This window comes from uncultured Sphingomonas sp. (assembly GCF_964235535.1).
Lineage (GTDB): Bacteria > Pseudomonadota > Alphaproteobacteria > Sphingomonadales > Sphingomonadaceae > Sphingomonas.
In genome coordinates this window covers 15,046-37,319 of record NZ_CAXSBH010000024.1, presented here as the reverse complement: position 1 = coordinate 37,319, position 22,274 = coordinate 15,046, and the positions used below count along the sequence as shown (strand labels likewise).

Sequence of the window (22,274 nt, the reverse complement as noted above, 5' to 3'; positions counted from 1 at the left end):
TGGGCTGCGCCACCTGCGCCGTCACCGTCTGCGTCGCCAGCTTCAGCCAGTATCCGCGCCCCGGCAGCATGGGCGCATCGGCCATCCACACGATCGTCGCCTCGAACTGATCGGCGACCGGCGGCGGATCGGCGGCGGCCGCGATCACGTCCCCGCGTGCACAGTCAACTTCATCCGCCAGCGTCAGCACCACCGCCCGCCCCGCCTCCGCCTCGTCCAGATCGCCGTCGAACGTCACCACGCGCGCTATGCTCGTGGTCCGCCCCGACGGCAGCACCCGCACCGCGTCGCCCGGCTTGACCGTTCCGCTCGCCACCGTTCCCGCGAAGCCGCGAAAGTCCGGGTCTGGCCGGTTCACCCATTGCACCGGCATCCGAAACGGCCGCGCCGCACCCGCATCTACCGACACCGTCTCCAGATGCCCGAGCAGCGTCGGCCCTTCGTACCAAGGCATGTCCGCCGATACCGCGACGACATTGTCGCCCAGGAAGCCCGAAACCGGGATCGCCACCGCCGCCTCCGCCTCGATGCTCTCCGCGAATACGGCGTAGTCGGCGGCGATCGCCTCGAACCGCGCCCGGTCCCATCCGACCAGGTCCATCTTGTTGACCGCCAGCACCACCCGGCGCACGCCCAGCAGGTTGACCAGATACCCATGCCGCCGCGTTTGCGTCAGCACGCCTTTACGCGCATCGACCAGGATGATCGCCAGGTCGGCGGTCGACGCGCCCGTCACCATGTTGCGTGTATATTGCTCGTGCCCCGCCGTGTCCGCGACCATGAACTTGCGCCGCGCGGTCGCGAAATACCGGTAGGCGACGTCGATCGTGATCCCCTGCTCGCGCTCGGCCTGCAGCCCGTCCACCAGCAGTGCGAAGTCGATCCCCGCCCCTTGCGTCCCCATCCGCGCCGAGCCCGCCTTCAGGGCCGCCATCTGATCGTCGAACACCGCCCGCGTATCATGCAGCAGCCGCCCGATCAGCGTCGACTTCCCGTCATCGACCGAGCCGCAGGTGATGAACCTCAGCAGCGACTTGCCCTCATGCGCCAGCAGGAACGCGTCGAGGTCGGGCGCCTCCCTCTCCGCCTCGGGGGAGAGGGTCGGGGAGAGGGGCTGTTCAGAGGACGGCATTTTGAACAGCCCCTCTCCCAAGCCCTCTCCCCGCAAGCAGGGAGAGGGAGTCTTTTGCCTCCCCATCAGAAACACCCCTCCCGCTTGTTGCGCTCCATGCTACCCGCCCCTTCGACATCGATCACCCGACCTATCCGCTCCGAGGTCGTCGTCGCCAGCATGTCCCCGATCACCGCGTCCAGCGCCGCCGCACCGCTCTCCACCACCCCCCGTAAGCGGATAGTGGCCCAACGTCCGGAACCGGATCGAACTGTCCACCGGCACCTCCCCCGGCCGCATCCGGGACCGGTCGTCATCGACCATCAGTATCACGCCACCTCGCTCGACCGTCGGCCGCGTCACCGCGAGATAAGGTGGCGCGGCTGGGAAGAACGCCATTTTCGCTTGATGCAGCATGACCGCCGAACCCTTGTCCATCAAGTAAAGCATTGCCGGCCGCGTCGCCTCCGCCACGACCCCACGCAGGAAATGGATGCCCTCGGCCTCCAGCCGATCGAGATGCATCATCGCGGGCATGCGCCGAGAACTAGCGTACGTGACGGCGTGCCGCACCCGGCATCCACGCGCCCGTCCGTCTTGCTACCAGCACGACCCGGCTCCATGCTCTCCCGGCGGACGAAAGGAGACCAGGCGTGGAACAAGCTCAGGTCAAGAATGGCGACATCCACCTCAACGTCATCGTGAACGGCTCCGCCGACTCTCCCCACCCCCCAATCCTCTGCGTCCATGGCTGGCCCGAACTCGCCCACAGCTGGCGGAACCAGCTCGCCCATTTCGCGCAGGCAGGCCACCGCATCGCCGCGATGGACGTCCGCGGTTACGGCGAAAGCTCGAAGCCGCACGATATCGCCGCCTACGCCATGGCCGAACTCTGCGCCGATGTGGCCGCCGTCATCGACCATTTGGGAGGCCGCGCGATTCTGTTCGGCCATGACTGGGGCGCTCCGATCGTCTGGCAGACCGCAATCCGTCATCCGGAACGCGTGGTCGCGGTCGCGGGCCTCAGCGTCCCCTATACGCCGCTCGGCGACCGCTTCTTCCTCGACCTGATGGACCAAATCCATCCCGACCGCTTTTTCTACCAGCTCTATTTCCAGCAGGAGGAGATCGCCGAAGCCGAGTTCGCCGCCGATCCGGACGCTCTCCTCAAGATTTACTGGGGCCTTTCCGGCGAGGGCGTCGCCCACGCCTTCACCACCCCCAAGACCCGCGCCGACGGATTCCTGACCGGCATGCCCAAACCCGACCGCCTGCCCGATTGGCTGAGTGCCGACGACCTCGCTTTCTACAACGCGGCTTTCGCCAACGGCGGCTGGCGCGGCCCACTCAACCGCTACCGCGCGCAACGCCTCGATTGGGAGGCGCGCGCACCCGTCGCCGGCAAGCGAATCACGCAGCCCGCCGCCTTCATCGCGGGCGCGCTCGACCCCGTCCGCCGCTTCATCCCCGACCACGACACCTACGCGAACGCCGCCGCTCATCTGGACGACCACCGCGGCACCACCATCATCGACGGGGCCGGACACTGGGTGCAGCAGGAGGTGCCCGCCGCCGTCAACGCCGCGCTCGAAGCGTTCGTGCGAGGGCTGTGACGAAGGGGCCGGGGTCGGGTCGTCCCCTTTCCGCTGCACCACACGGTCGTTAAGTATGACCGTAAACGCGCGGTTCAGGCATTCGGCGCGATTGACGCGCAGGGGAAAAGGACGGCGATGGCGACCGGTTTAGAAACGCACGACGCGGTCACGGCCGATATGGAGCGTATCTTCCAGCCGCTCGCCGGCCGCGCGCTCGTGCCGGCCTTTCACCATGACGAGCGGCCCCGTCGACGCGGCCGGGCCGGTCGCGCTCGGCGATGGGCACCGTACGCCGCATCCGCGCTGCTGGCGCTGATCGTCGCGGCGCTGGCGATCGGCTACGGTATCACCGATCGCTCTACTCCTGGAGCGACCAGGATTGCCGCGGCCGTACCGCCCCCTATGTCGCTCCCGACCACGGTCGACGTACCTGTTCCGTCCATCTCTTCAACGATCGACGAACGGTCGAACGCGACATCGCCCGCCACGGTCCCGTCGCCGGAGGGTTCCCCTGCGGTTCCTTCCGCCACGAACCGACCCGCCACGTCGCCACCACGCGTCGCGGCCTTTGCTGCGGTGCTTCCTCGTCGCGCCGACGAGGCCGCTTCCGGACCCCGCGCCGCTGCTTCAATCGATCCGGTCCCGCCGGCCCGCTTACTGCGAGCAACAGTGCCTGCCCGGCCGGAGGCGGAGCCGCGCCGGGTGGCTTCGTCGCCGGTCGCCATCGCCGCGTCCCGCCGCGCCGCGCGGTCTCGGACTGCGGCGGCCGCTCGGCCTTGTGTTCCCGGCAGCGAGGACGACCGGTGCATCTACCAGGACGTCCTCGCTGCGGATGCTCGGTTGCGGCGGGCCTACGACCGCGCCCTGCAGGCGGGCACCGCGAACCTGTGGATGTCGGCCATCAAGCGTCGCTGGGTCGATGCACGCTACGACTCGCTCGACGATCCCGACGGCACGATCCGCCGCTACGATCGACTCGCGGCCGCGCTCGACAACAAGCGCCGCGAAGACGCCGAGTGACGCAAAACGCATTGCGCTCCCGACCGTTCGTTGACGTGACTCGGAGCGCGCATCACGACCCCGCATCGCCCGCCAGGACGACCGACGACCGGGTCGTCTACGCCGTGGGCGACATTCATGGATGCTACGACCTGCTGACCCCGCTGCTGCAGGCCATCGTCGCGGATGTCGCGCTCGCCCCCGCCGGACGCCCGTTGCTGATCTTCTGCGGAGATTATGTCGACCGGGGTCCACGCACCCGCGACGTGCTAGCCACGCTCGTCTGGCTGTCCCGCCATGCCGCGGTCGAGGTCGCGTTCCTGCGTGGCAACCACGAGGCGATGCTGCTCGCCTTTCTCGACAGGCCGGACGAAAGCCTACCCTGGCTGCGGTCGGACGGCGGCGCGACGCTGCGCGCCTATGATGTCGACCCCGCTGGCGACGGCGATGCCGATCCCTGGCGCCTGCGCGACGCGTTGATGGACCGGATGCCCGCGTCGCACCTCGATTTCCTGCGCGGGCTGCCCGTGCGGACGACATGCGGCGATTACGTCTTCGTCCATGCCGGTCTCCGGCCCGGCGTGCCGCTTGCGCGACAGGAGGACGAGGACTGCCTGTGGATCCGCGACGAGTTCCTCGGCGGCGACCACCGTTTCGAAAAGATCGTCGTTCACGGCCACAGCTGGACGTCCGACGCACCCGTCGTCACGCCCGGTCGGATCGGCATCGACACCGGTGCCTACAAAACCGGCGTGCTCACCGCCGTCCGGCTGGACGGCGCGGACGTCGAATTCATCCAGGCGCGCGTCGGTGCCGTGGCGACCACCCCGGCCGGGTACGTCCCCGCCTAGGATCGCCCGAACGGATCAGCGCCGGATCGGCAAGGGACGAGTTTCCGGTAGTCCGAGCAGGACGGGCAGCGCGCACGCCGCCACCAGCGCGATCATCGCGCCCGGCACCAGCGGCCATCCGGTCCGCTCGATCAGCAATTGCGCGACGAGCGGCGTCAACCCGCCGAAGATCGCGGTGGCAGTCGTCGCTCCGAGTGCAAGCCCGGTCATGCGTCCTTCGCCCGGCAATAGCTCGGCCGTGGCGACCGCGCCGACCGCGCTCACGCCGCCGCCGACACCTGCCAACACCACCGCGCCGACCAGCGCCCAGAATACGCCACCGCTCGAACCGCCGCTCGCCATCAGCGCGAACATCGTGATCGGCAGGACGATGCCGCATCCGCATAGTGCCAGCAGGACCGGCCTGCGTCCCCACCGATCGGCCAGCATGCCCGTGACCGGCGTCACCAGGATGACCACGACCGCCGCGATCACGGACAAGCGGAGCGACGCGCCCTCGCTCGTTCCGCGTACCGTGGCCAGGAACACGGGAACATAGGTGATGCCGACATAATAGGTGATCGACCCGAGCGCCGAGATGGCGAACCCGCGCGCGATCGCCGTGCGGTGTCGCGCGAGCGCGTGGCGCAACGGACTGCCCGGGACGGTGCCGCCGGCGCGCTGCCGCTCGAAATCCGGCGACTCTTCCATCCAAGACCGCATGATCCACACGCTGCCCGCCAGCGCCGCGCCGACAAAGAACGGGATGCGCCATCCCCACGCATCGAGCGCCGCCGTACCGAGCGACGCGACCGTCACCGCGGACACGCCCGCGGCCAGCAGCGCGCCGATCTCGCTGGCGGCGGCCGCGGACGAGGTGACGAGCCCGCGCCGGTCGCGCCGCGCGCCCTCCAGCAAATATGCAACGACGCCCGTATATTCGCCGCCGACCGAGAACGACATCACGCACCTGAGCGCCAGCAACGCCCAGGCCGCGGCGGGGCCGATCTGCGCGCGGGTGGGCAGCAGAGCCGTCGCCACCATCGCCGCCGTCATCAGCGCCATCGAGATGAGCATCGCCGCGCGCCGGCCATGCCGGTCGCCGATCGACCCGAACGCCAGCGCGCCCAGCGGCCGCATCAGGTACGACACGGCGAACCCCACCAGCACGGCGGCCAGCGACCCCGCCCCTCCTCCGAAGAACACGCGCGACAGGATCGTCGCCATATAGAGATACAAGGTGAAATCGTACCACTCGACCACCGTCGAGAACGCCGCGACCGCCAGCGACTGCCGCGATACGCCATTTGCTGGGGCGTCGCCGACCCCGGCTATTCCCACTCTATCGTCCCGGGCGGCTTGGACGTATAGTCGTACGTCACCCGGCTCACCCCCCGCACCTCATTGACGATGCGCGTCGTCACCCGCGCCAGGAAGCCGCCCGGAAACTCGAACGCTTCCGCCGTCATCCCGTCCGTCGACGTTACCGCCCGCAGCGCCAGCACCGACTCGTATGTCCGGGCATCGCCCATCACGCCGACGCTGCGCACCGGCAGCAGCACCGCAAACGCCTGCCAGATCGCGTCGTACAGCCCCGCCGTGCGGATTTCCTCCAGATAGATCGCATCCGCCCGACGTAGGATCTCGCAACGTTCGCGCGTCACCTCGCCCGGGATGCGGATCGCCAGCCCCGGCCCGGGGAACGGATGCCGCCCTACGAACGCGTCCGGCAGCCCCAGCTCGCGCCCCAGCACGCGCACCTCGTCCTTGAACAGCTCGCGCAAGGGCTCGACGAGTTTCATGTCCATGCGCTCGGGCAGGCCGCCGACATTGTGGTGGCTCTTGATCGTCACCGACGGCCCGCCGGTGAACGACACGCTCTCGATCACGTCGGGATACAGCGTCCCCTGCGCCAGGAACCCCGCCCCGCCGATCTTGCGCGCCTCGTCCTCGAACACGTCGATGAACGTCTTGCCGATGAACTTGCGCTTGAGCTCCGGGTCGGTGATCCCCGCCAGCCCGTTCATGAACAGGGTCGCCGCGTCCACATGGACGAGTGGAATGTTGTAATGACCACGGAATAACCCGACGACCTGCTCCGCCTCACCGGCGCGCAGCAGCCCGTGGTCGACGAACACGCATGTCAGCTGCTCGCCTATCGCCTCGTGGATCAGCACCGCCGCCACCGCCGAATCCACACCGCCCGACAACCCGCAGATGACCCGGCCCTCGCGGACCTGCGCGCGGATATCGGCGATCTTAGCGGCGCGGAACTCCGCCATCGTCCAGTCGCCTGTCAACCCGCAGACATGGCGCGCGAAATTTGCGATCAGCCTTGCGCCGTCGGGCGTATGGACGACTTCCGGATGGAATTGCATCGCATAGATACGCCGCGCGTCGTCGGCGATCACCGCATTGGGCGCGCCCGCGCTCGCCGCGACTGGCCGGAACCCGGGGGCTAAAGCCGCGACATGGTCGCCGTGGCTCATCCAAACCCGATGCCGTTCACCGGGCGTCCATACTCCGTCGAACAGCGCGCACCCGTCCGCGACGTCGACGAACGCCGATCCGAACTCGCCCGCCATTCCCCGCTCGACCGTTCCGCCCAGCTGCGCCGTCAGCGCCTGCTGGCCGTAGCATACGCCCAGCATAGGCACGCCCGCATGCAGGATCGCGTCGGGTATGCGCGGGGAGTCCGCATCGACCACCGACGCCGGCCCGCCCGATAGGATCACGCCCGCCGGCCGGGTGCGCGCGAATGCCTCGGCGGCGGCGTTGAAAGGCGCGATCTCGCTATAAACCCCCGCCTCGCGAACCCGCCGGGCGATCAGCTGCGTGACTTGGCTACCGAAATCGACGATCAGGATGGTGTCGGGGTGGTTCATGGAAGCGCGTGTAGCCGCGCTTGTCCGATCCCGCCAATCCCGATCAGGCGGCTTCGCTGTAATCCTCGTCGGTCATCACCGGGCCGCTATCCTGGCCCTTGGCCGACACGTCCCGGTCCACGAACTCGATGATCGCGATCGGCGACGCGTCCGACAGGCGAATGCCCGCCTTGACGATGCGCGTGTAACCGCCGCTCCGCGCCTCGTACCGGGGCCCGATCACATCGAACAACTTAATCAGCTGCGCGTCGTCGAGCAGCCGCGCATGCGCCAGCCGACGGTTTGACAACCCGCCACGCTTGGCGAGCGTCACCAGCTTCTCGACGTAAGGCCTCAGTTCCTTGGCCTTGGCCACCGTGGTGGTGATCTGCTCATGCTTGATCAATGCCGCCGCCATGTTCCGAAACAGGGCGAGGCGGTGGGCGGAGGTACGCTGCAGCTTACGGCCGCCGACGCGATGGCGCATGATCTAAGTCCTTCGGTTCGTCCAGGGGCCGTACGAGGTACCCCGAGCCGGGCGGAGGAGCCGCCCGAGAGGCCCCGCCTACACACCGCCTTGCCCTCGAAGTCAAGGCACGGCCCTAATCCTCAGCCACCGTCACCTTGATCCGCCGCGCGGCGGACGTCGCCTCCACCCCGTCCAGCTTGGCTAGGAGTTCGCCGAACGCGTCGTCCTCCGCCACCGGGAAATGTCGCGAGAAGCCCAGCCCGAGCACGTCGAGATCGCGCCGGGTCAGCAATCCCACGGCGACGATCCGGTCGTCCGCCCAGGAACCTGGCATATTCGTTCTCCCGTCAATCACGGATCAAACCAGCGAACGAGCGGAATAGTGGCAACCGTTACGCTTTTATCACGAAACAAACCCGGTCAACGAGAGGACGGCCGCTGAGATACCGCTTGAGAGTCCATTAACGCCTACGACGTAAGTTCTAGCCGATCGCGTCGCGCGGGAAATCACCATCACGAAAGAGGATCAGCAATCGATGTCGCCCGCAGCCCTCGACGACCTGACGGAGCGCAGCCCGCGCAAACAGGTGCTGCTGGGCGTCGAGATCGCGGGGTTCGGTGCCGGCGCAACGACAAAGCATCGCATCAAGGATCTGTCGACGACCGGCGCGCGCGTAGACCGGGCGGGATCGCTCAAACCCGGTTCGACCGTGCTGATCTCGGTCGGCATGCTCGCGGCGATCGGCGCAACGGTAGTCTGGGTGAGGGATGATGCGGCCGGCCTGCGCTTCGCCGAGCCGATCGACCCCGACGCGGCGCGCGGCCGCGCCATCGTCGCGCCAAAGGGGGCACCTGCAATCGCCGTATCGACCGCGTCTCCCGCTACTCCGGTGGCCACCGCCGGCTGGGTCGGCACGATGACGAGCCCGTACCGGCGGTAAGAGGCTCAGCCTCCGCCACGTTCCCGTCACCCCGGACTTGATCCGGGGTTCCGCTATCTATCCGAGGTCGCGGCCAAGCCGCGCCGCGCGGGCCGCTGGACGTGCGGCTGTCGTTCGAAGCAGGAAAACAAAAAAGGGCCTCGGCTTGTCGCCGAGGCCCCATAACGTCGAACGGGCTCGGCTAGCCAACCCGTCGGCCGAGCTTGCGCCGTCTCGGGGCCAAGCCTTGCCTGGCTCCGTGCGGCTCAGCCCATAATCTCCTGCTCGAGCTTCTTGGCCATTTCCTCGATATTCTCCGGCGGCCAGCCTGGGATTTCCATGCCTAGCCGCAGGCCCATCGACGACAGCACCTCCTTGATCTCGTTCAGCGACTTGCGCCCGAAATTAGGCGTCCTGAGCATCTCCGCCTCGGTCTTGCCAACCAAGTCACCGATATAGATGATGTTGTCATTCTTCAGGCAGTTAGCCGACCGGACCGACAGTTCCAGCTCGTCGACTTTCTTGAGCAGGTAGCGGTTGATCTGCTGCGTATCGCCGATGGGTTCGCTCGACCCCATGGACGACGGCGCGGCCATGCCGATCGGGGCGGAGGCGCGGACCACCTGGCCCTCCTCGAACTGCACGAACAGCGCCAGCTGATCCTGCAGGATACGCCCCGCATACCCGACCGCGTCCTCCGGCGTCACCGTGCCGTCGGTCTCGACCGTCAGCGTCAGCTTATCGTAATCTAGATCCTGCCCGACGCGCGTCGGGTCGACCTTGTAGCTGACCTGACGAACCGGCGAGTACAACGCGTCTACCGGGATCAACCCGATCGGCGCGTCCGCCGGCCGGTTCGCCGTCGCGGGAACGTAACCCTTACCCGTGTCGGCGGTCAGCTCCATGTTGAGCATCGCGCCCTCGTCCAGATGGCACAGCACCAGATCACGGTTCATGATCTCGATGTCGCCCGACACCGCGATGTCGCCCGCCTTCACCTCGCCCGGGCCGGTGGCGGCCAGCTGCAGCCGCTTGGGACCTTCGCCCTGCATCCGTATCGCCAGCTGCTTCACGTTCAGCACGATGTCGGTCACATCCTCGCGGACGCCCGCCAGCGACGAGAATTCATGCAGCACGTTTTCGATCTTGATCGACGTCACCGCCGCGCCCTGCAGCGACGACAGCAACACCCGGCGCAGCGCGTTGCCCAGCGTCAGCCCGAAGCCCCGCTCCAGCGGCTCGGCCACGAACGTCGCTTTGCGCTTGCCGTCGCCCCCGCGCTTTTCGAGACCGCTGGGCTTCTTGAGCTCCTGCCAGTTCTTTGCGTTGACAGCCATTTGCTTCCCCTGATTTGGGAGCCGGACGAACGATCGCCGCCGGCCATAAGGAACGGCCCGCGGCGTGGATGGAAAACGCTGCGGGCAGGAAAAGTCAGACGCGGCGCCGCTTTGACGGGCGCACGCCGTTATGCGGGATCGACGTCACGTCGCGGATCGAGGTGATCTGGAAGCCCACTGCCTGCAACGCGCGCAGCGCCGACTCGCGGCCTGAACCCGGACCTTTGACCTCAACCTCGATCGTACGGACGCCATGCTCGGCAGCTTTCTTGCCCGCATCCTCAGCCGCAACCTGCGCAGCATAGGGCGTTGACTTGCGGCTGCCCTTAAAGCCCATCGTGCCGGCGGACGACCACGAGATCGTGTTGCCTTGCGCGTCGGTGATGGTGATCATGGTATTGTTGAACGACGCATTCACATGCGCGACGCCCGATGTGATGTTCTTGCGTTCACGCCGCTTGATGCGCTGCGGGGCCTGAGCCATTCCGTAATCCTAACCTGAAATGCCGTGTCGATAAGATCGAGTGAGCGAGCCGCGCCGGAACGCGGCTCAAGCCTACTTCTTCTTGCCGGCGATCGGCTTGGCCTTACCCTTGCGGGTGCGGGCGTTGGTGTGCGTACGCTGGCCACGGACCGGCAAACCCCGGCGATGACGCAGGCCGCGATAGCAGGCCAGGTCCATCAGGCGTTTTATGTTCATCGCGGTGGTGCGACGTAGGTCGCCCTCGACCTGGTGATCGGCGTCGATCGTCTCACGGATCTGCAGCACCTCCTGGTCGGTCAAGTCCTGCACGCGACGCTCGGGCACAATGCCGAGCTTGCCCACGATCTGCTCGGCCTTCGAAGGCCCGATCCCGTGGATGTAGGTCAGCGCGATGACAACGCGCTTGTTGGATGGAATATTGATGCCGGCGATACGTGCCATGAAATGCTTCTCCTAGCTCCACAGGGTCGGCATGGCCGCACAAACCCCATATCGTCGCGGGCGGCTCCGAACGCACGGTCGCGGCGAGCGCCAAGAAGCGCCGCCGTTCATCAATGCGTTTGAAGTAGCGCGTCCTTTATGTCTTGCGACGACAGGTGTCAACCGCGCGACGGGGTCGTTTGGTACTTCGGACGCCTCAGTCCGCCCGACCACCTAGGATGGCGTGGATCGCCTCGCCAACGACATCCATTTCCGCCATCCCGTCCACACGCCTTACCAATCCGCGCGCTTCGTAGATCGGCAGGATCGGCTCGGTCTTGGCCCGGTACTCGGCCATACGGATACCCACGGTTTCGGCGTTGTCGTCGGGTCGGCGTTTGAACGCGTGACACCCGCACACGTCGCACGTATCCGCCACCGCCGGGACCTTGAAGCGATCGTGATATCCCGCGCCGCAACTGGCGCAGGTATAGCGCCCGACCACGCGCTCGGTCAGGGACGCCTCGTTGACCTCCAGCTCGATCACCCAATCCAGTGCGCGCCCGCGATCCGACAGCAGCATATCGAGCGCGTCCGCCTGCGCCGCCGTCCGCGGATAACCGTCGAAGATCACACCCCCGGCCGTCTCCGCCCCGCCTTCTTCAAAAAGAACATCGAGACGTTCGCCGATCAGCGCGGATACGATCGCGTCCGACACGAGCTCGCCCGCCTCCATCACTGCCTTGGCCTGCAGCCCCACGGGCGTTTCCGCCTTGACCGCCGCGCGCAGCATGTCGCCCGTCGACAGCTGCGCCATATCCCGCTCGGCGACCAGGCGCGCCGCCTGTGTACCCTTGCCCGCCCCGGGCGGTCCCAACAGGATGATATTCACGCGACCGGTTCCCCTCCATTCCTGACCGGACGTTTCCGATCGGGCGCTCGTGGATGCTTAGCGCAGGCGACCGCCCTTGAGCTTCGCCTTTTTGATCAGGTCGCCATACTGATGCGCCAGCAGGTGCGACTGGATTTGCGTCACCGTGTCCATCGTCACGTTGACGACGATCAGCAGGCTGGTTCCCGCCAGCAGGAACGGGATGCCCAGCGCCGCCGTGATATATTCGGGCAACAAGCAAATCGTCGTCAGATACGCCGCCCCGATCACGGTAATGCGCGTGAGTACGTAATCGAAATACGTCTCGGTATTCTTACCCGGCCGAATGCCCGGCACGAACCCACCATACCGCTTCAGGTTCTCCGCGGTCTCCTCCGGATTGAACACCACCGCCGTGTAGAAGAACGAGAAGAAGATGATCCCGGCACCGTAAAGGAACATGTACAGCGGCTGCCCGTGCTGGAGATACTGGTTCAGCCCAATGATGAAATCGCCGTAAGCGCTCTCGCCCGCGATCCGCTGGCCAGCGAACTGGCTGACCGTTAGCGGCATCAGCAGCAGCGACGAGGCGAAGATCGGCGGGATGACGCCCGCGGTGTTGATCTTGAGCGGCAAGTGACTGCGATCCGCCTGCATCCCGCGCTGTGTCTGGCGCTTGGGATACTGGATCAGGATGCGTCGCTGCGCCCGCTCCATGAAGCAGATGAACAACACCAGCGCGATCACGAGCAGGACGATGCCGATGATCCGGATCGGGTCGAGCGATCCCGAACGCCCGCCCTCCAACAACTGCACCAACGTCGTCGGCAGGCTCGCCACGATCCCCGCCATGATGATCAGCGATACGCCGTTGCCGATGCCCCGGCTGGTGATCTGCTCGCCCAGCCACATCAGGAACATGGTGCCGCCGACGAGCGAAATGACGGCGGCTACGCGGAACGTCATGCCCGGCTCGATCACCGCCTGCACGCCCTGCGTCGCGCCCAGCGCCTCCAGCCCGACCGCGATGAAGTAGCCCTGGATCGCGGTCAGCCCGACCGTGCCGTATCGCGTATACTGGTTCAGCCGCTTGCGCCCGCTCTCCCCCTCCTTCTTGATCGCGCCAAGCGTCGGCGACAAGCTGGTCGCCAGCTGCACCACGATCGACGCGGTGATGTAGGGCATGATCCCAAGCGCGATCAGCGACATGCGGCTGAGTGCGCCACCCGAGAAGGTGTTGAAGAAATCGAGCACCCCGCCCTGCGTCTGCTGGTTCAACAACCCGAGCGCAGTCGGGTCTATGCCCGGCAGCGGCACGTAGGATAGCAGTCGGAATACGATCAGCGCGCCGATTGTGAACCACAATCGCTTCTTCAGGTCGGTTGCCTTGGCGAACTTGGCGAGGTTCAGGCCTTGCGCCATCCGGTCGGCTGATGTCGCCATGGGTCGGGGATATCCTGGAAACGAAAACGGCAGGACAGATTACGATCCACCCTGCCGCTCATATAAGCGCATGGAGGCGCTTGTCTAACATACGAAGCTGCGCGCCCTTAGCGAGCGACCTCTCGGCTCAGGCCGTACGCGCCGCAATGCGGGCCGCGCGGACCTTGCCCTTCTTGGCCGCGGCCTTTTCGGCCGCGGGCACGAGCGTCGGCACCTCGACTGAACCGCCCGCCGCCTCGACGGCGGTGCGCGCGCCGGCGGACACGCCCTGGACCAGGAAGCTAAGCTTGGCCGTGATCGCGCCCTTGCCGAGTAGCCGAACGCCGTCCTTGCCGCCACGCGCCAAGCCCGCCGCCTTCAGCACCGCATGATCGATCGTTACTCTCGCATCGATCTTGCCCGCATCGAGCGCCTGCTGGATCGCGCCGACATTCACCTCGGCGTAGTCGGTCCCGAACACGTTGTTGAACCCGCGCTTGGGCAGCCGCATGTGGAGCGGCATCTGTCCGCCCTCGAAGCCAGCGATGGACACACCCTCGCGGCTCTTCTGACCCTTCTGGCCGCGCCCGCCGGTTTTGCCCTTGCCCGAGCCGATGCCGCGTCCGACGCGCATTTTGCTCTTACGGGCACCCTCATTGTCGTGAAGTTCGTTCAAATTCATGTCGTGCACTCGCTTTCGCTTTTGTCGCGCTGGTTGAATTCTAACCCTCTCCCGCCTTCGCGGGAGAGGGACAGGCGCGAAGCGCCAGGGTGAGGGGAGTGCGTGTTGTCGACTTCCCTCACCCGACCTCGCTACGCCCGGCCACCTTCTCCCGGAAAAGCGGGAGAGGAAAAGGGGGAGAGGCGGCTAGCCCTCCACCACTTCGACCATATGCTGCACCTTGCGGATCATGCCGCGAATCTCGGGGCTATCCTCGAGTTCGCTGACCCGGTGCATCTTGTTGAGCCGGAGCCCGATCAGCGTCGCGCGCTGGTCGGACGTACGGCGGATGGGCGAACCCGTCTGCTTGATCTTGATGCTGGCCACCATTCTACTCCGTCACCATCATGGCTTCCGCCTCGGCCGTTGCCGAGCCACCCGGGCCACGGCCCAGCAGATCGGCGATCTTCTTGCCGCGACGCTGCGCCACCGCCTTCGGCGAGGTCTGGTCGCCCAGCGCCTGGAAGGTCGCGCGGATCATGTTATAAGGGTTGGACGTACCGACCGACTTGGTCACCACGTCGGCGACGCCGAGCGATTCGAAGATCGCGCGCATCGGGCCACCGGCGATGATGCCCGTGCCCTGCGGCGCGGCACGGACCGTGACACGGCCGGCACCGAAGTGCCCGTTCGCGTCATGATGCAACGTACGCCCGTCGCGGAGCGGCACGCGGACCATCGCCTTCTTGGCCGCGGCGGTCGCCTTCGAGATCGCCTCCGGCACTTCGCGCGCCTTCCCGTGGCCGAAGCCGACCCGGCCCTTGCCGTCGCCGACCACGACCAAAGCCGCGAAGCCGAAGCGCTTGCCGCCCTTCACCGTCTTGGACACGCGGTTGATATGGACCAGCTTCTCGATCAGTTCCTCGCCGCCGTCGTCCGACCCGGGACCGCCACGGCCGCGATTATCGCGCCCACGACCGCCGTCGCGTCCGCCACGGTTGCCGCCGGGGCCACCACGCCCACGGTTACCGCCCGGACCACCGCCGCCACCAGGACCGCCACGACCGCGACCACCGCCCTGGTAGCCGCCACCGCCACCGCCCTGATAGCCGCCGCCGGGACCGCCAGCGTTGCCGGCGGGAGCAGCACCGGCTGGGTCCTGCGGCGCATTCTCGGCCCCTGTAGTCGACTGGTTGTTGTCGTCGGCCATGTCTTAGAACTCCAATCCGGCTTCACGCGCGGCTTCGGCCAGCGCCTTGACGCGTCCGTGGAACAGAAAGCCTCCACGGTCGAACACGACCTGCGTCACGCCCGCCGCCTTGGCCGCTTCCGCGACACGCCGACCAACCCCGGCCGCTGCCTCCATGTTTGCGCCCGACACCGCTTTAGCGTCGATGGTCAGCGTCGACGCGGCCGCGACCGTGCGGCCCTCGGCATCGTCGATCACCTGCGCATAGATGTGCTTGCCCGAGCGATGCACCGACAATCGCGGCCGGACGCCCGCCCGCGAACGGAGCGCCGTACGGTTGCGGCGACGCCGCTTTTCAAAGAGGGATAGATGATTAGCCATTACTTCTTCTTCCCTTCCTTCCGGAAGATGAACTCACCGGCATACTTGATGCCCTTGCCCTTATAGGGCTCCGGCTTCCTCCAACGACGGATCTCGGCGGCCAACTGACCGACTTTCTGCTTGTCGGCGCCACTGATCTCGATCGTCGTATTGTCCGGCGTCTTGACCTCCAGGTCGGCCGGCACGTCGATATTGATGTCGTGGCTATAGCCCAGCTGCAGCTTCAGGTTGCGCCCCTGCGCCGCGGCGCGGTAGCCGACGCCCGTGATCAGCAGCTTCTTGGTGAAGCCCTCGCTCACGCCCGTGACCAGATTCTGCACCAGGGTCCGCTGCATGCCCCAAAAGGCACGCGCCTGCTTGGTGTCGTTGGCCGGCTTGACCGAGATGCCACCGTCCTCGAGCGCGTAGCTGATCTCGTCGCGGAGCGAGAGGTTCAGAGTCCCCTTGGGGCCCTTCACGCTCAACAGCCCGTCGGCAATGTTCGCCGTGACACCAGCGGGGACAATGACCGCCTTCTTACCGATACGGCTCATCAGAACACCTCCGCCAACACTTCGCCGCCGACATTCTGCTCGCGCGCCTCGGCGTCCGAAAGCACGCCGCGCGGCGTCGAAACGATGGTGATGCCCAGGCCGTTCATAACGCGGGGAAGCGCCTGGCTTCCCGAATAGACGCGTCGGCCGGGCTTGGACACGCGGGCCACATGCTTGATTGCGGGCTGGCCCTCGAAATATTTCAGCTCGACGCGCAAGCCCGCAGCTGGGCCCATTTGTTCTTCGCTGTAACCACGGATATAGCCCTCGCGCTGGAGCACGTCGAGTACGCGGACGCGCAGCTTGGACGCAGGCGTCAGGACGGAGTCCTTCTTCGCGCGCTGCCCATTGCGGATGCTGGTGAGCAGGTCACCCAGGGGATCGGTCACTGCCATGAGTGTATCCTTACCAGCTCGACTTGGTGACGCCGGGGATCATGCCCTTATTGGCGAGATCGCGCAGCATGACGCGGGCGAGGCGGAACTTGCGGTAATAGGCGCGCGGACGTCCCGTGACCTCGCACCGGTTACGAATGCGCGTCGGGTTCGCATTTCGCGGCAACTCGGCCATCTTCAGCCGGGCGATCAACCGCTCGCCATCGTCTAGCGACTGGTCGTTGGCCTTCGCCTTCAGCGCCGCATACTTCGGCGCATATTGCTTCACCATCGCCTTGCGACGGTTATTCTTATTGATCGAACTCAGTTTCGCCATCGACTTAAGCTCTCTTCTTTCCTGTACGCGTCCGGGACACGGGAACGCGAAAACGTTACGCCGCCTTCTTCTCGGCGACTTCTTCCTCGATCGGGAACGGGAAGCCGAACAACCGGAGCAGCTCGCGCGCCTCGTCGTCCGTCTTCGCCGTGGTGGTCACGATCACGTCCATGCCGCGCACCTTGTCGACGCGGTCGTAGCTGATCTCGGGGAACACCAGCTGCTCCTTCAGGCCGCAGGCGTAATTGCCCCGCCCGTCGAAGCTTTTGGGGTTCAACCCACGAAAATCGCGAACGCGAGGAAGCGCGATCGTGATGAACCGGTCGAGGAACTCGTACATGCGCTCGCGACGCAGCGTCACCTTCACGCCGATCGGCATGCCCTCGCGCAGCTTGAACTGCGCAATCGACTTCTTGGCCTTGGTGATCACGGGCTTCTGGCCCGCGATCAGCTCCATCTCGGATGCGGCCTGATCGACGCGCTTCTTGTCCTGCGTCGCCTCGCCCACGCCCATATTGAGCACGATCTTGTCGAGCCGCGGAATCTCAAGCTTGTTCTTGTAACCGAACTTATCGATCATGGCATTTATGATGCGATCGTTATAAATCGCCTGCATGCGCGGGACATACCCGTTAGCGGTCTGCTCAACCATTGATTACGTCCCCCGTCTTCACGGCCACGCGGACCTTCTTGCCGTCACGCTCCTCAAAGCGAACGCGGGTAGCCTTGCCGTCGGCGGTCACATGCGAGACCTTCGACACGTGCATCGGTGCCTCGACGCGCTCTAGACCACCCTGCGGATCGGCTTGACTCGCCTTCCGATGCTTGGTGGCGATGTTGACGCCGCCGACGATCACCTTGTCCAGCTTGGGCATGGACGCGGTCACCGTGCCGGTACGCCCCTTGTCCTTGCCCGACAGGACGATGACCTGATCGCCTTTCTTGATACGCGCGGATGCCATCACAGCACCTCCGGCGCGAGCGAGATGATCTTCATATGCTTCTTGCCGCGAAGTTCGCGTACGACCGGGCCGAAGATACGGGTGCCGATCGGCTCCTCGTTCTTGTTGACCAGCACCGCCGCGTTCGAGTCGAACCGGATGGTCGACCCGTCGGCGCGGTGAATGTCCTTGGCGGTGCGCACGATGACGGCGCGGTGGACGTCGCCTTTCTTCACGCGGCCGCGCGGCTGCGCTTCCTTGATCGATACGACGATAATGTCGCCGACACCCGCAACACGGCGCTTGGAACCCCCAAGCACCTTGATGCACTGGACCCGCTTCGCGCCGCTATTGTCCGCGACGTCGAGATTGGACTGCATCTGGATCACTGATCCGCTTCCTTCTCACTATGGGGTGGATACCGACCCAGCCCCGCCTTCAGAAACGACGCTTTTCAGGCGTCGACGTCGACCCGCTCGGGAGTCGCATGGGTGTTCACCCGATCAACGACCTTCCAGGTCTTCAGCTTGCTGATCGGCGCGGTCTCCTCGATCCGCACCGTCTCGCCCGCCTTGAACTCGTTCTGCTCGTCATGAGCATGGTACTTCTTCGAGCGACGAATGATCTTGCCATAGAGCGGGTGCTTGACCTTGCGCTCCACGTTCACAACCACCGTCTTCTCGCCCTTGTCGGACACGATCAGCCCGGTCAGCATGCGCTTCGGCATGTCCCTAAATCCTTACTTGGCCGACGCGGCGCTGGAGCGCTGCGCCTGCATGGTCTTGATCCGCGCAATATCCCTGCGGACCTCGCGCACGCGACTGGGCTTCTCCAGCTGGTTGGTCGCCGCCTGAAAGCGCAGGTTGAACTGCTCGCGCTTCAGTTCGCCCAACTTCTCGCTCAGCTGGTCCTCGGACTGGCCGACGAAATCCTTCTGCGCCATCACTCACCTCCCAAATGGGACGTGTCGCCCAGCCGGGCAACCACCTTGACCTTGATCGGCAACTTCATTGCCGCGCGCTCGAACGCCTCGGCGGCGATCTGGCCCTCGACCCCGTCCAGCTCGAACAAGATACGGCCCGGCTTGACCCGCGCAGCCCAGAACTCGGGCGAGCCCTTGCCTTTGCCCATCCGGACCTCGGCAGGCTTGGACGACACCGGCACGTCGGGGAAAATGCGGATCCACAACCGCCCCTGACGCTTGATATGACGCGTGATCGCACGGCGCGCCGCCTCGATCTGCCGCGCGGTGATGCGGTCTGGTTCCATCGCCTTCAGCCCGTACGAGCCGAAATTCAGTGCGGTCCCGCCCTTCGCATCACCGTGAATGCGTCCCTTGAACGCCTTCCGGAATTTGGTCTTCTTCGGTTGCAGCATGATTAGTGTCCCTGCCCCTTAGCGACGGTCATCGCGCGCGGGGCGCACGCCGGAGGTCTGAGCCTCCATCATCAGCCTGTCGGTTGACATCGGATCATGACCCAGGATCTCGCCCTTGAACACCCAGACCTTGACGCCGCAGACGCCGTAGGACGTGTGCGCCTCAGCCTCGGCATAATCGATGTTCGCGCGCAGCGTATGCAACGGCACACGGCCCTCGCGGTACGACTCCGACCGCGCGATTTCCGCACCACCGAGGCGACCACCGCAAGCGACCCGGATGCCCTCGGCGCCCAACCGCAGGGCTGACTGCACCGCGCGCTTCATCGCACGGCGGAACGCGATACGACGCTCCAGCTGATCGGCGATCCCCTGCGCCACAAGCCGCGCATCGACCTCGGGCTTGCGAATCTCGACGATGTTGAGCGACACGTCCGACGCGGTCATTCCACCGATGACCTTGCGCAGCCGCTCAATATCGGTGCCCTTTTTGCCGATAATAACGCCTGGGCGCGCGGCAAAGATGGAAATACGACACAGCTTGGCCGGACGCTCGATTACCACCTTCGAGATCGCGGCCTGCGGCAGCGACTTCATGATGTGCGATCGGATTTTCAGGTCCTCCTGTAGCAGCCGTCCGTAATCCGCACCTTCAGCGAACCAGCGGCTGTCCCAGGTACGGTTGATCTGCAAACGCAGGCCGATCGGGTTGCTCTTCTGACCCATTATGCTTCTTCCTGCTCGCGCACGACGATGCGCAGACGGCTGAACGGCTTGAGGATGCGGGTCGACTTGCCGCGGCCGCGCGTGGCAAATCGCTTCATGGTGATCGACTTGCCCACGCTCGCCTCCGACACGACCAGCGCGTCGACGTCGAGATTGTGGTTGTTTTCCGCATTGGCGATCGCCGACGCAAGCACCTTACGCGCGTCCACCGCTATGCCCTTGGTCGAGAATTGCAGGATGTTCATCGCGGCGCCTGCCTTTTGCCCACGGATGAGCGCGGCAACGAGATCAAGCTTCTGAGCGGAGCCGCGTATTTGCGTTCCGACCGACAAGGCTTCCTTGTCGCCGACCTTGCGGGGGGATTTGGGCTTGGACATCAGCGCTTGCCCTTTTTGTCGGCGGAGTGGCCGGGGAAGTAGCGTGTTGGCGCGAACTCGCCGAGCTTCATGCCGACCATGTCCTCGTTGACCGATACCGGCACGAACTTGCGGCCGTTATACACGGAGAAGGTCAGGCCCACGAACTGCGGCAGGATCGTCGAGCGGCGCGACCAGGTCTTGATCGGCGCGCGCGCGTTGGCGTCCTGAGCGGTTTCCGCCTTCTTCAGGAGATGCAGGTCCACGAACGGACCCTTCCAGACTGAACGAGGCATTTAGCCCTTCCTCTTCGTCGAGTGACGCGACCGGATGATCATCTTGTCGGTCGACTTGTTGTGACGGGTACGCGCACCCTTGGTCGGCTTGCCCCACGGCGTGACCGGGTGACGGCCGCCCGAGGTACGGCCCTCGCCGCCGCCATGCGGATGGTCGACCGGGTTCTTGGCGACGCCGCGCGTCAGCGGGCGCTTGCCCATCCAACGGCTACGGCCGGCCTTGCCGAAGTTCTGGTTCTGGTTGTCGGGGTTCGACACCGCGCCCACCGTCGCCATGCACTCGCCGCGGATATAGCGCTGCTCGCCCGAGGTGAGCCGTACGATCACCATGCCGCGATCGCGACCGACGACCTGGACGTACGTCCCGGCCGAACGCGCGATCTGACCACCCTTGGCGGGCTTCATCTCGACATTGTGGACGATGGTGCCGACGGGCATCTGCCCCAGCTCCATCGCATTGCCCGGCTTCACGTCGGTCTTCTTGCCCGCGATCACCTTGTCGCCGACGCCCAAACGCTGCGGCGCCAGGATGTAGGCGACCTCCTCGTCGGGATAGCGGATGAGCGCGATGAAGGCGGTGCGGTTGGGATCATACTCGATCCGCTCGACCGTGCCCTCGACGTCCCACTTGCGCCGAACGAAGTCGACATAGCGGTAACGCTGCTTGTGACCGCCCGCGATCCCGCGGCTGGTCACGTGACCCTTGTTGTTGCGGCCGCCCGACTTGCGCTTGCCTTCGGTCAGCGCCTTGACGGGCGATCCCTTCCACAGCGTCGAACGGTCGATCAGGACCAGCGCACGCTGCGAAGGCGTGGTCGGATTATATTGCTTGAGCGCCATCGCCTCAGATCCCCGTGGTGACGTCGATCGACTGGCCTTGGCCCAGCGTCACGATCGCCTTCTTCATGTCGGAGCGCTGGTACGGAGCGCCCTTCCACTTCTTGGTCTTGCCCTTCTGCACGATCGTGTTGACGCCCGTGACCGTCACCCCGAACAACGCCTCGACCGCCGCCTTGATCTGCGGCTTGGTCGAGTCCTGCGACACGCGGAACACCACCGCATTGTGCTCGGACAGGAGCGTCGCCTTTTCGGTGATGTGGGGCGCCACGATCACGTCGTAATGACGCGGGTCGATCGCCGCCTGCTGCTGCTGCTTAGCCATTGAAGCGTGCCTCCAGCTTCTCGACAGCGGCGCGCGTCAGCACCAGCGTGTCGGCCTTGATGATGTCGTACACGTTCGCGCCGACCGCCGGGAGGATGTTAACCTCGTGCAAGTTGCCGGCCGCAAACGCGAAGCTCGTATCGACCATGTCGCCGTCGATCACCAACGCGCGCTTGCCGAAGCCCAGCTTGGCCAGATCGCCCTTCAAGGTCTTGGTCTTGCCACCCTCGACCGCGAGCGAGTCCATCACCACCAAAGAGCCCGCCTTGGCATGGCTCGACAGCGCCATCTTCAGGCCAAGCGCGCGAACCTTCTTGTTGAGGCTCGGATTGAAATCGCGAACGCGGGCACCGTGCGCCTTGCCGCCGCCGACGAAGATTGGCGCGCGCCGATCGCCATGACGCGCCGTGCCGCCGCCCTTCTGGCGACCAAGCTTCTTGCCGGTCCGCGCGACGTCGGCGCGCTCGCGAGTACCGCGCGCAGTGGCGCGGCGCTTCTCGAGCTGCCAGGTGACGACGCGGTGCAGGATGTCGGCGCGCGGATCGAGGCCGAATACCTCGTCGTTCAGCTCGATGTCCGCACCTTCGGTCCCGGCGAAAGACTGTACCTTGATTTGCAT

General features: G+C 65.7%; 33 protein-coding genes and 1 pseudogene. 4 read left to right on the top strand and 30 right to left on the bottom strand.

Translation table 11 applies throughout. From position 1 onward, the window contains the following. The coding region (locus ACFE7F_RS09160; RefSeq protein ID WP_375403548.1) for a sulfate adenylyltransferase subunit 1 at positions 1 to 1,132 on the bottom strand (1,132 nt) is incomplete at its 3' end. Between the two features lie 65 nt (positions 1,133 to 1,197). Continuing rightward, positions 1,198 to 1,648 (bottom strand): annotated as a pseudogene (locus ACFE7F_RS09155) (hypothetical protein). A gap of 116 nt (positions 1,649 to 1,764) precedes the next feature. Here ACFE7F_RS09155 and ACFE7F_RS09150 point away from each other — a divergent pair. From ACFE7F_RS09150 to ACFE7F_RS09140, 3 genes are all read left to right on the top strand, one after another. After that, positions 1,765 to 2,724, top strand: a complete 960-nt coding sequence (locus ACFE7F_RS09150) for an alpha/beta fold hydrolase (RefSeq protein WP_375403547.1) — start codon at positions 1,765 to 1,767, stop codon at positions 2,722 to 2,724. 117 nt (positions 2,725 to 2,841) lie between these two features. Further along, the gene (locus ACFE7F_RS09145) at positions 2,842 to 3,726 is read left to right on the top strand and encodes a hypothetical protein (protein ID WP_375403546.1); all 885 of its coding nucleotides are present in this window, start codon (positions 2,842 to 2,844) and stop codon (positions 3,724 to 3,726) included. 35 nt (positions 3,727 to 3,761) lie between these two features. Then, a complete protein-coding gene (locus ACFE7F_RS09140) occupies positions 3,762 to 4,556 on the top strand; it encodes a metallophosphoesterase family protein (protein ID WP_375403545.1) in 795 nt (264 codons plus the stop codon). 15 nt (positions 4,557 to 4,571) lie between these two features. Here ACFE7F_RS09140 and ACFE7F_RS09135 read toward each other — a convergent pair whose 3' ends face one another. The 4 genes from ACFE7F_RS09135 to ACFE7F_RS09120 form a co-directional block, all read right to left on the bottom strand. Further along, on the bottom strand, positions 4,572 to 5,876 hold the full coding sequence (locus ACFE7F_RS09135) for an MFS transporter (RefSeq protein WP_375403544.1): 1,305 nt from the start codon (positions 5,874 to 5,876) through the stop codon (positions 4,572 to 4,574). Beyond that, entirely contained in the window at positions 5,867 to 7,420 is a 1,554-nt protein-coding gene (gene guaA / locus ACFE7F_RS09130; RefSeq protein ID WP_375403543.1) for a glutamine-hydrolyzing GMP synthase, read from the bottom strand. Before guaA ends, ACFE7F_RS09135 begins: the two co-directional genes overlap by 10 nt. Positions 7,421 to 7,463: 43 nt before the next feature. Further along, the gene (rplQ, locus tag ACFE7F_RS09125) at positions 7,464 to 7,886 is read right to left on the bottom strand and encodes a 50S ribosomal protein L17 (protein ID WP_375403542.1); all 423 of its coding nucleotides are present in this window, start codon (positions 7,884 to 7,886) and stop codon (positions 7,464 to 7,466) included. Between the two features lie 115 nt (positions 7,887 to 8,001). After that, the gene (locus tag ACFE7F_RS09120) at positions 8,002 to 8,202 is read right to left on the bottom strand and encodes a hypothetical protein (RefSeq protein ID WP_375403541.1); all 201 of its coding nucleotides are present in this window, start codon (positions 8,200 to 8,202) and stop codon (positions 8,002 to 8,004) included. A gap of 202 nt (positions 8,203 to 8,404) precedes the next feature. Here ACFE7F_RS09120 and ACFE7F_RS09115 point away from each other — a divergent pair, with 202 nt between their 5' ends. After that, on the top strand, positions 8,405 to 8,809 hold the full coding sequence (locus ACFE7F_RS09115) for a PilZ domain-containing protein (protein ID WP_375403540.1): 405 nt from the start codon (positions 8,405 to 8,407) through the stop codon (positions 8,807 to 8,809). A gap of 245 nt (positions 8,810 to 9,054) precedes the next feature. Here the strand turns inward: ACFE7F_RS09115 and ACFE7F_RS09110 are convergent, their stop codons facing one another. From ACFE7F_RS09110 to rplD, 24 genes are all read right to left on the bottom strand, one after another. Beyond that, on the bottom strand, positions 9,055 to 10,125 hold the full coding sequence (locus ACFE7F_RS09110) for a DNA-directed RNA polymerase subunit alpha (protein ID WP_375403539.1): 1,071 nt from the start codon (positions 10,123 to 10,125) through the stop codon (positions 9,055 to 9,057). A gap of 94 nt (positions 10,126 to 10,219) precedes the next feature. Further along, positions 10,220 to 10,609, bottom strand: coding sequence for a 30S ribosomal protein S11 (gene rpsK / locus ACFE7F_RS09105; protein WP_375403538.1), 390 nt, complete (start codon positions 10,607 to 10,609; stop codon positions 10,220 to 10,222). 72 nt (positions 10,610 to 10,681) lie between these two features. Further along, positions 10,682 to 11,050 (bottom strand): 30S ribosomal protein S13, encoded by a 369-nt coding sequence (gene rpsM, locus ACFE7F_RS09100; RefSeq protein WP_375403537.1) that lies wholly within the window; start codon positions 11,048 to 11,050, stop codon positions 10,682 to 10,684. 196 nt (positions 11,051 to 11,246) lie between these two features. Then, positions 11,247 to 11,921 (bottom strand): adenylate kinase, encoded by a 675-nt coding sequence (locus ACFE7F_RS09095; protein ID WP_375403536.1) that lies wholly within the window; start codon positions 11,919 to 11,921, stop codon positions 11,247 to 11,249. A 57-nt stretch (positions 11,922 to 11,978) separates the two neighbouring features. Further along, positions 11,979 to 13,343 (bottom strand): preprotein translocase subunit SecY, encoded by a 1,365-nt coding sequence (secY, locus tag ACFE7F_RS09090; RefSeq protein WP_375403535.1) that lies wholly within the window; start codon positions 13,341 to 13,343, stop codon positions 11,979 to 11,981. Positions 13,344 to 13,470: 127 nt separating this feature from the next. After that, complete coding sequence (rplO, locus tag ACFE7F_RS09085) at positions 13,471 to 14,004, bottom strand: 50S ribosomal protein L15 (protein ID WP_375403534.1); 534 nt, start codon at positions 14,002 to 14,004, stop codon at positions 13,471 to 13,473. Between the two features lie 186 nt (positions 14,005 to 14,190). Beyond that, positions 14,191 to 14,373 carry a 50S ribosomal protein L30 gene (gene rpmD / locus ACFE7F_RS09080; protein ID WP_375403533.1) on the bottom strand — a complete coding sequence of 61 codons (183 nt, stop codon included), beginning with the start codon at positions 14,371 to 14,373 and terminating at the stop codon, positions 14,191 to 14,193. Position 14,374: 1 nt separating this feature from the next. Further along, positions 14,375 to 15,193: a 30S ribosomal protein S5 gene (gene rpsE / locus ACFE7F_RS09075; protein ID WP_375403532.1), complete on the bottom strand. Its 819-nt coding sequence runs from the start codon at positions 15,191 to 15,193 to the stop codon at positions 14,375 to 14,377. A 3-nt stretch (positions 15,194 to 15,196) separates the two neighbouring features. Further along, on the bottom strand, positions 15,197 to 15,553 hold the full coding sequence (rplR, locus tag ACFE7F_RS09070) for a 50S ribosomal protein L18 (protein WP_375403531.1): 357 nt from the start codon (positions 15,551 to 15,553) through the stop codon (positions 15,197 to 15,199). Beyond that, positions 15,553 to 16,086 (bottom strand): 50S ribosomal protein L6, encoded by a 534-nt coding sequence (rplF, locus tag ACFE7F_RS09065; RefSeq protein ID WP_375403530.1) that lies wholly within the window; start codon positions 16,084 to 16,086, stop codon positions 15,553 to 15,555. Before rplF ends, rplR begins: the two co-directional genes overlap by 1 nt. Further along, positions 16,086 to 16,481 (bottom strand): 30S ribosomal protein S8, encoded by a 396-nt coding sequence (gene rpsH / locus ACFE7F_RS09060; protein ID WP_375403529.1) that lies wholly within the window; start codon positions 16,479 to 16,481, stop codon positions 16,086 to 16,088. Before rpsH ends, rplF begins: the two co-directional genes overlap by 1 nt. A gap of 10 nt (positions 16,482 to 16,491) precedes the next feature. After that, positions 16,492 to 16,797: a 30S ribosomal protein S14 gene (gene rpsN, locus ACFE7F_RS09055; RefSeq protein ID WP_375403528.1), complete on the bottom strand. Its 306-nt coding sequence runs from the start codon at positions 16,795 to 16,797 to the stop codon at positions 16,492 to 16,494. Between the two features lie 55 nt (positions 16,798 to 16,852). Then, on the bottom strand, positions 16,853 to 17,413 hold the full coding sequence (gene rplE / locus ACFE7F_RS09050; RefSeq protein WP_375403527.1) for a 50S ribosomal protein L5: 561 nt from the start codon (positions 17,411 to 17,413) through the stop codon (positions 16,853 to 16,855). 28 nt (positions 17,414 to 17,441) lie between these two features. Beyond that, on the bottom strand, positions 17,442 to 17,759 hold the full coding sequence (gene rplX / locus ACFE7F_RS09045) for a 50S ribosomal protein L24 (RefSeq protein WP_375403526.1): 318 nt from the start codon (positions 17,757 to 17,759) through the stop codon (positions 17,442 to 17,444). Continuing rightward, the gene (gene rplN / locus ACFE7F_RS09040; RefSeq protein WP_174291909.1) at positions 17,759 to 18,127 is read right to left on the bottom strand and encodes a 50S ribosomal protein L14; all 369 of its coding nucleotides are present in this window, start codon (positions 18,125 to 18,127) and stop codon (positions 17,759 to 17,761) included. Before rplN ends, rplX begins: the two co-directional genes overlap by 1 nt. A 65-nt stretch (positions 18,128 to 18,192) precedes the next feature. Beyond that, positions 18,193 to 18,465 (bottom strand): 30S ribosomal protein S17, encoded by a 273-nt coding sequence (gene rpsQ / locus ACFE7F_RS09035; RefSeq protein ID WP_375403525.1) that lies wholly within the window; start codon positions 18,463 to 18,465, stop codon positions 18,193 to 18,195. Positions 18,466 to 18,477: 12 nt separating this feature from the next. Then, positions 18,478 to 18,681, bottom strand: a complete 204-nt coding sequence (rpmC, locus tag ACFE7F_RS09030; protein WP_375403524.1) for a 50S ribosomal protein L29 — start codon at positions 18,679 to 18,681, stop codon at positions 18,478 to 18,480. Continuing rightward, positions 18,681 to 19,115 carry a 50S ribosomal protein L16 gene (gene rplP, locus ACFE7F_RS09025; protein ID WP_375403523.1) on the bottom strand — a complete coding sequence of 145 codons (435 nt, stop codon included), beginning with the start codon at positions 19,113 to 19,115 and terminating at the stop codon, positions 18,681 to 18,683. Before rplP ends, rpmC begins: the two co-directional genes overlap by 1 nt. Positions 19,116 to 19,133: 18 nt before the next feature. Next, positions 19,134 to 19,841 carry a 30S ribosomal protein S3 gene (gene rpsC, locus ACFE7F_RS09020; RefSeq protein ID WP_375403522.1) on the bottom strand — a complete coding sequence of 236 codons (708 nt, stop codon included), beginning with the start codon at positions 19,839 to 19,841 and terminating at the stop codon, positions 19,134 to 19,136. After that, positions 19,841 to 20,218 carry a 50S ribosomal protein L22 gene (gene rplV / locus ACFE7F_RS09015; protein ID WP_375403521.1) on the bottom strand — a complete coding sequence of 126 codons (378 nt, stop codon included), beginning with the start codon at positions 20,216 to 20,218 and terminating at the stop codon, positions 19,841 to 19,843. The genes rpsC and rplV overlap by 1 nt, the downstream gene beginning before the upstream one ends. Then, complete coding sequence (gene rpsS, locus ACFE7F_RS09010; RefSeq protein WP_375403520.1) at positions 20,218 to 20,493, bottom strand: 30S ribosomal protein S19; 276 nt, start codon at positions 20,491 to 20,493, stop codon at positions 20,218 to 20,220. The genes rplV and rpsS overlap by 1 nt, the downstream gene beginning before the upstream one ends. Next, a complete protein-coding gene (rplB, locus tag ACFE7F_RS09005; RefSeq protein ID WP_375403519.1) occupies positions 20,494 to 21,333 on the bottom strand; it encodes a 50S ribosomal protein L2 in 840 nt (279 codons plus the stop codon). It lies immediately after the preceding gene. A gap of 4 nt (positions 21,334 to 21,337) precedes the next feature. Then, the gene (locus ACFE7F_RS09000) at positions 21,338 to 21,655 is read right to left on the bottom strand and encodes a 50S ribosomal protein L23 (RefSeq protein ID WP_375403518.1); all 318 of its coding nucleotides are present in this window, start codon (positions 21,653 to 21,655) and stop codon (positions 21,338 to 21,340) included. Further along, complete coding sequence (gene rplD, locus ACFE7F_RS08995) at positions 21,648 to 22,274, bottom strand: 50S ribosomal protein L4 (protein WP_375403517.1); 627 nt, start codon at positions 22,272 to 22,274, stop codon at positions 21,648 to 21,650. The genes ACFE7F_RS09000 and rplD overlap by 8 nt, the downstream gene beginning before the upstream one ends.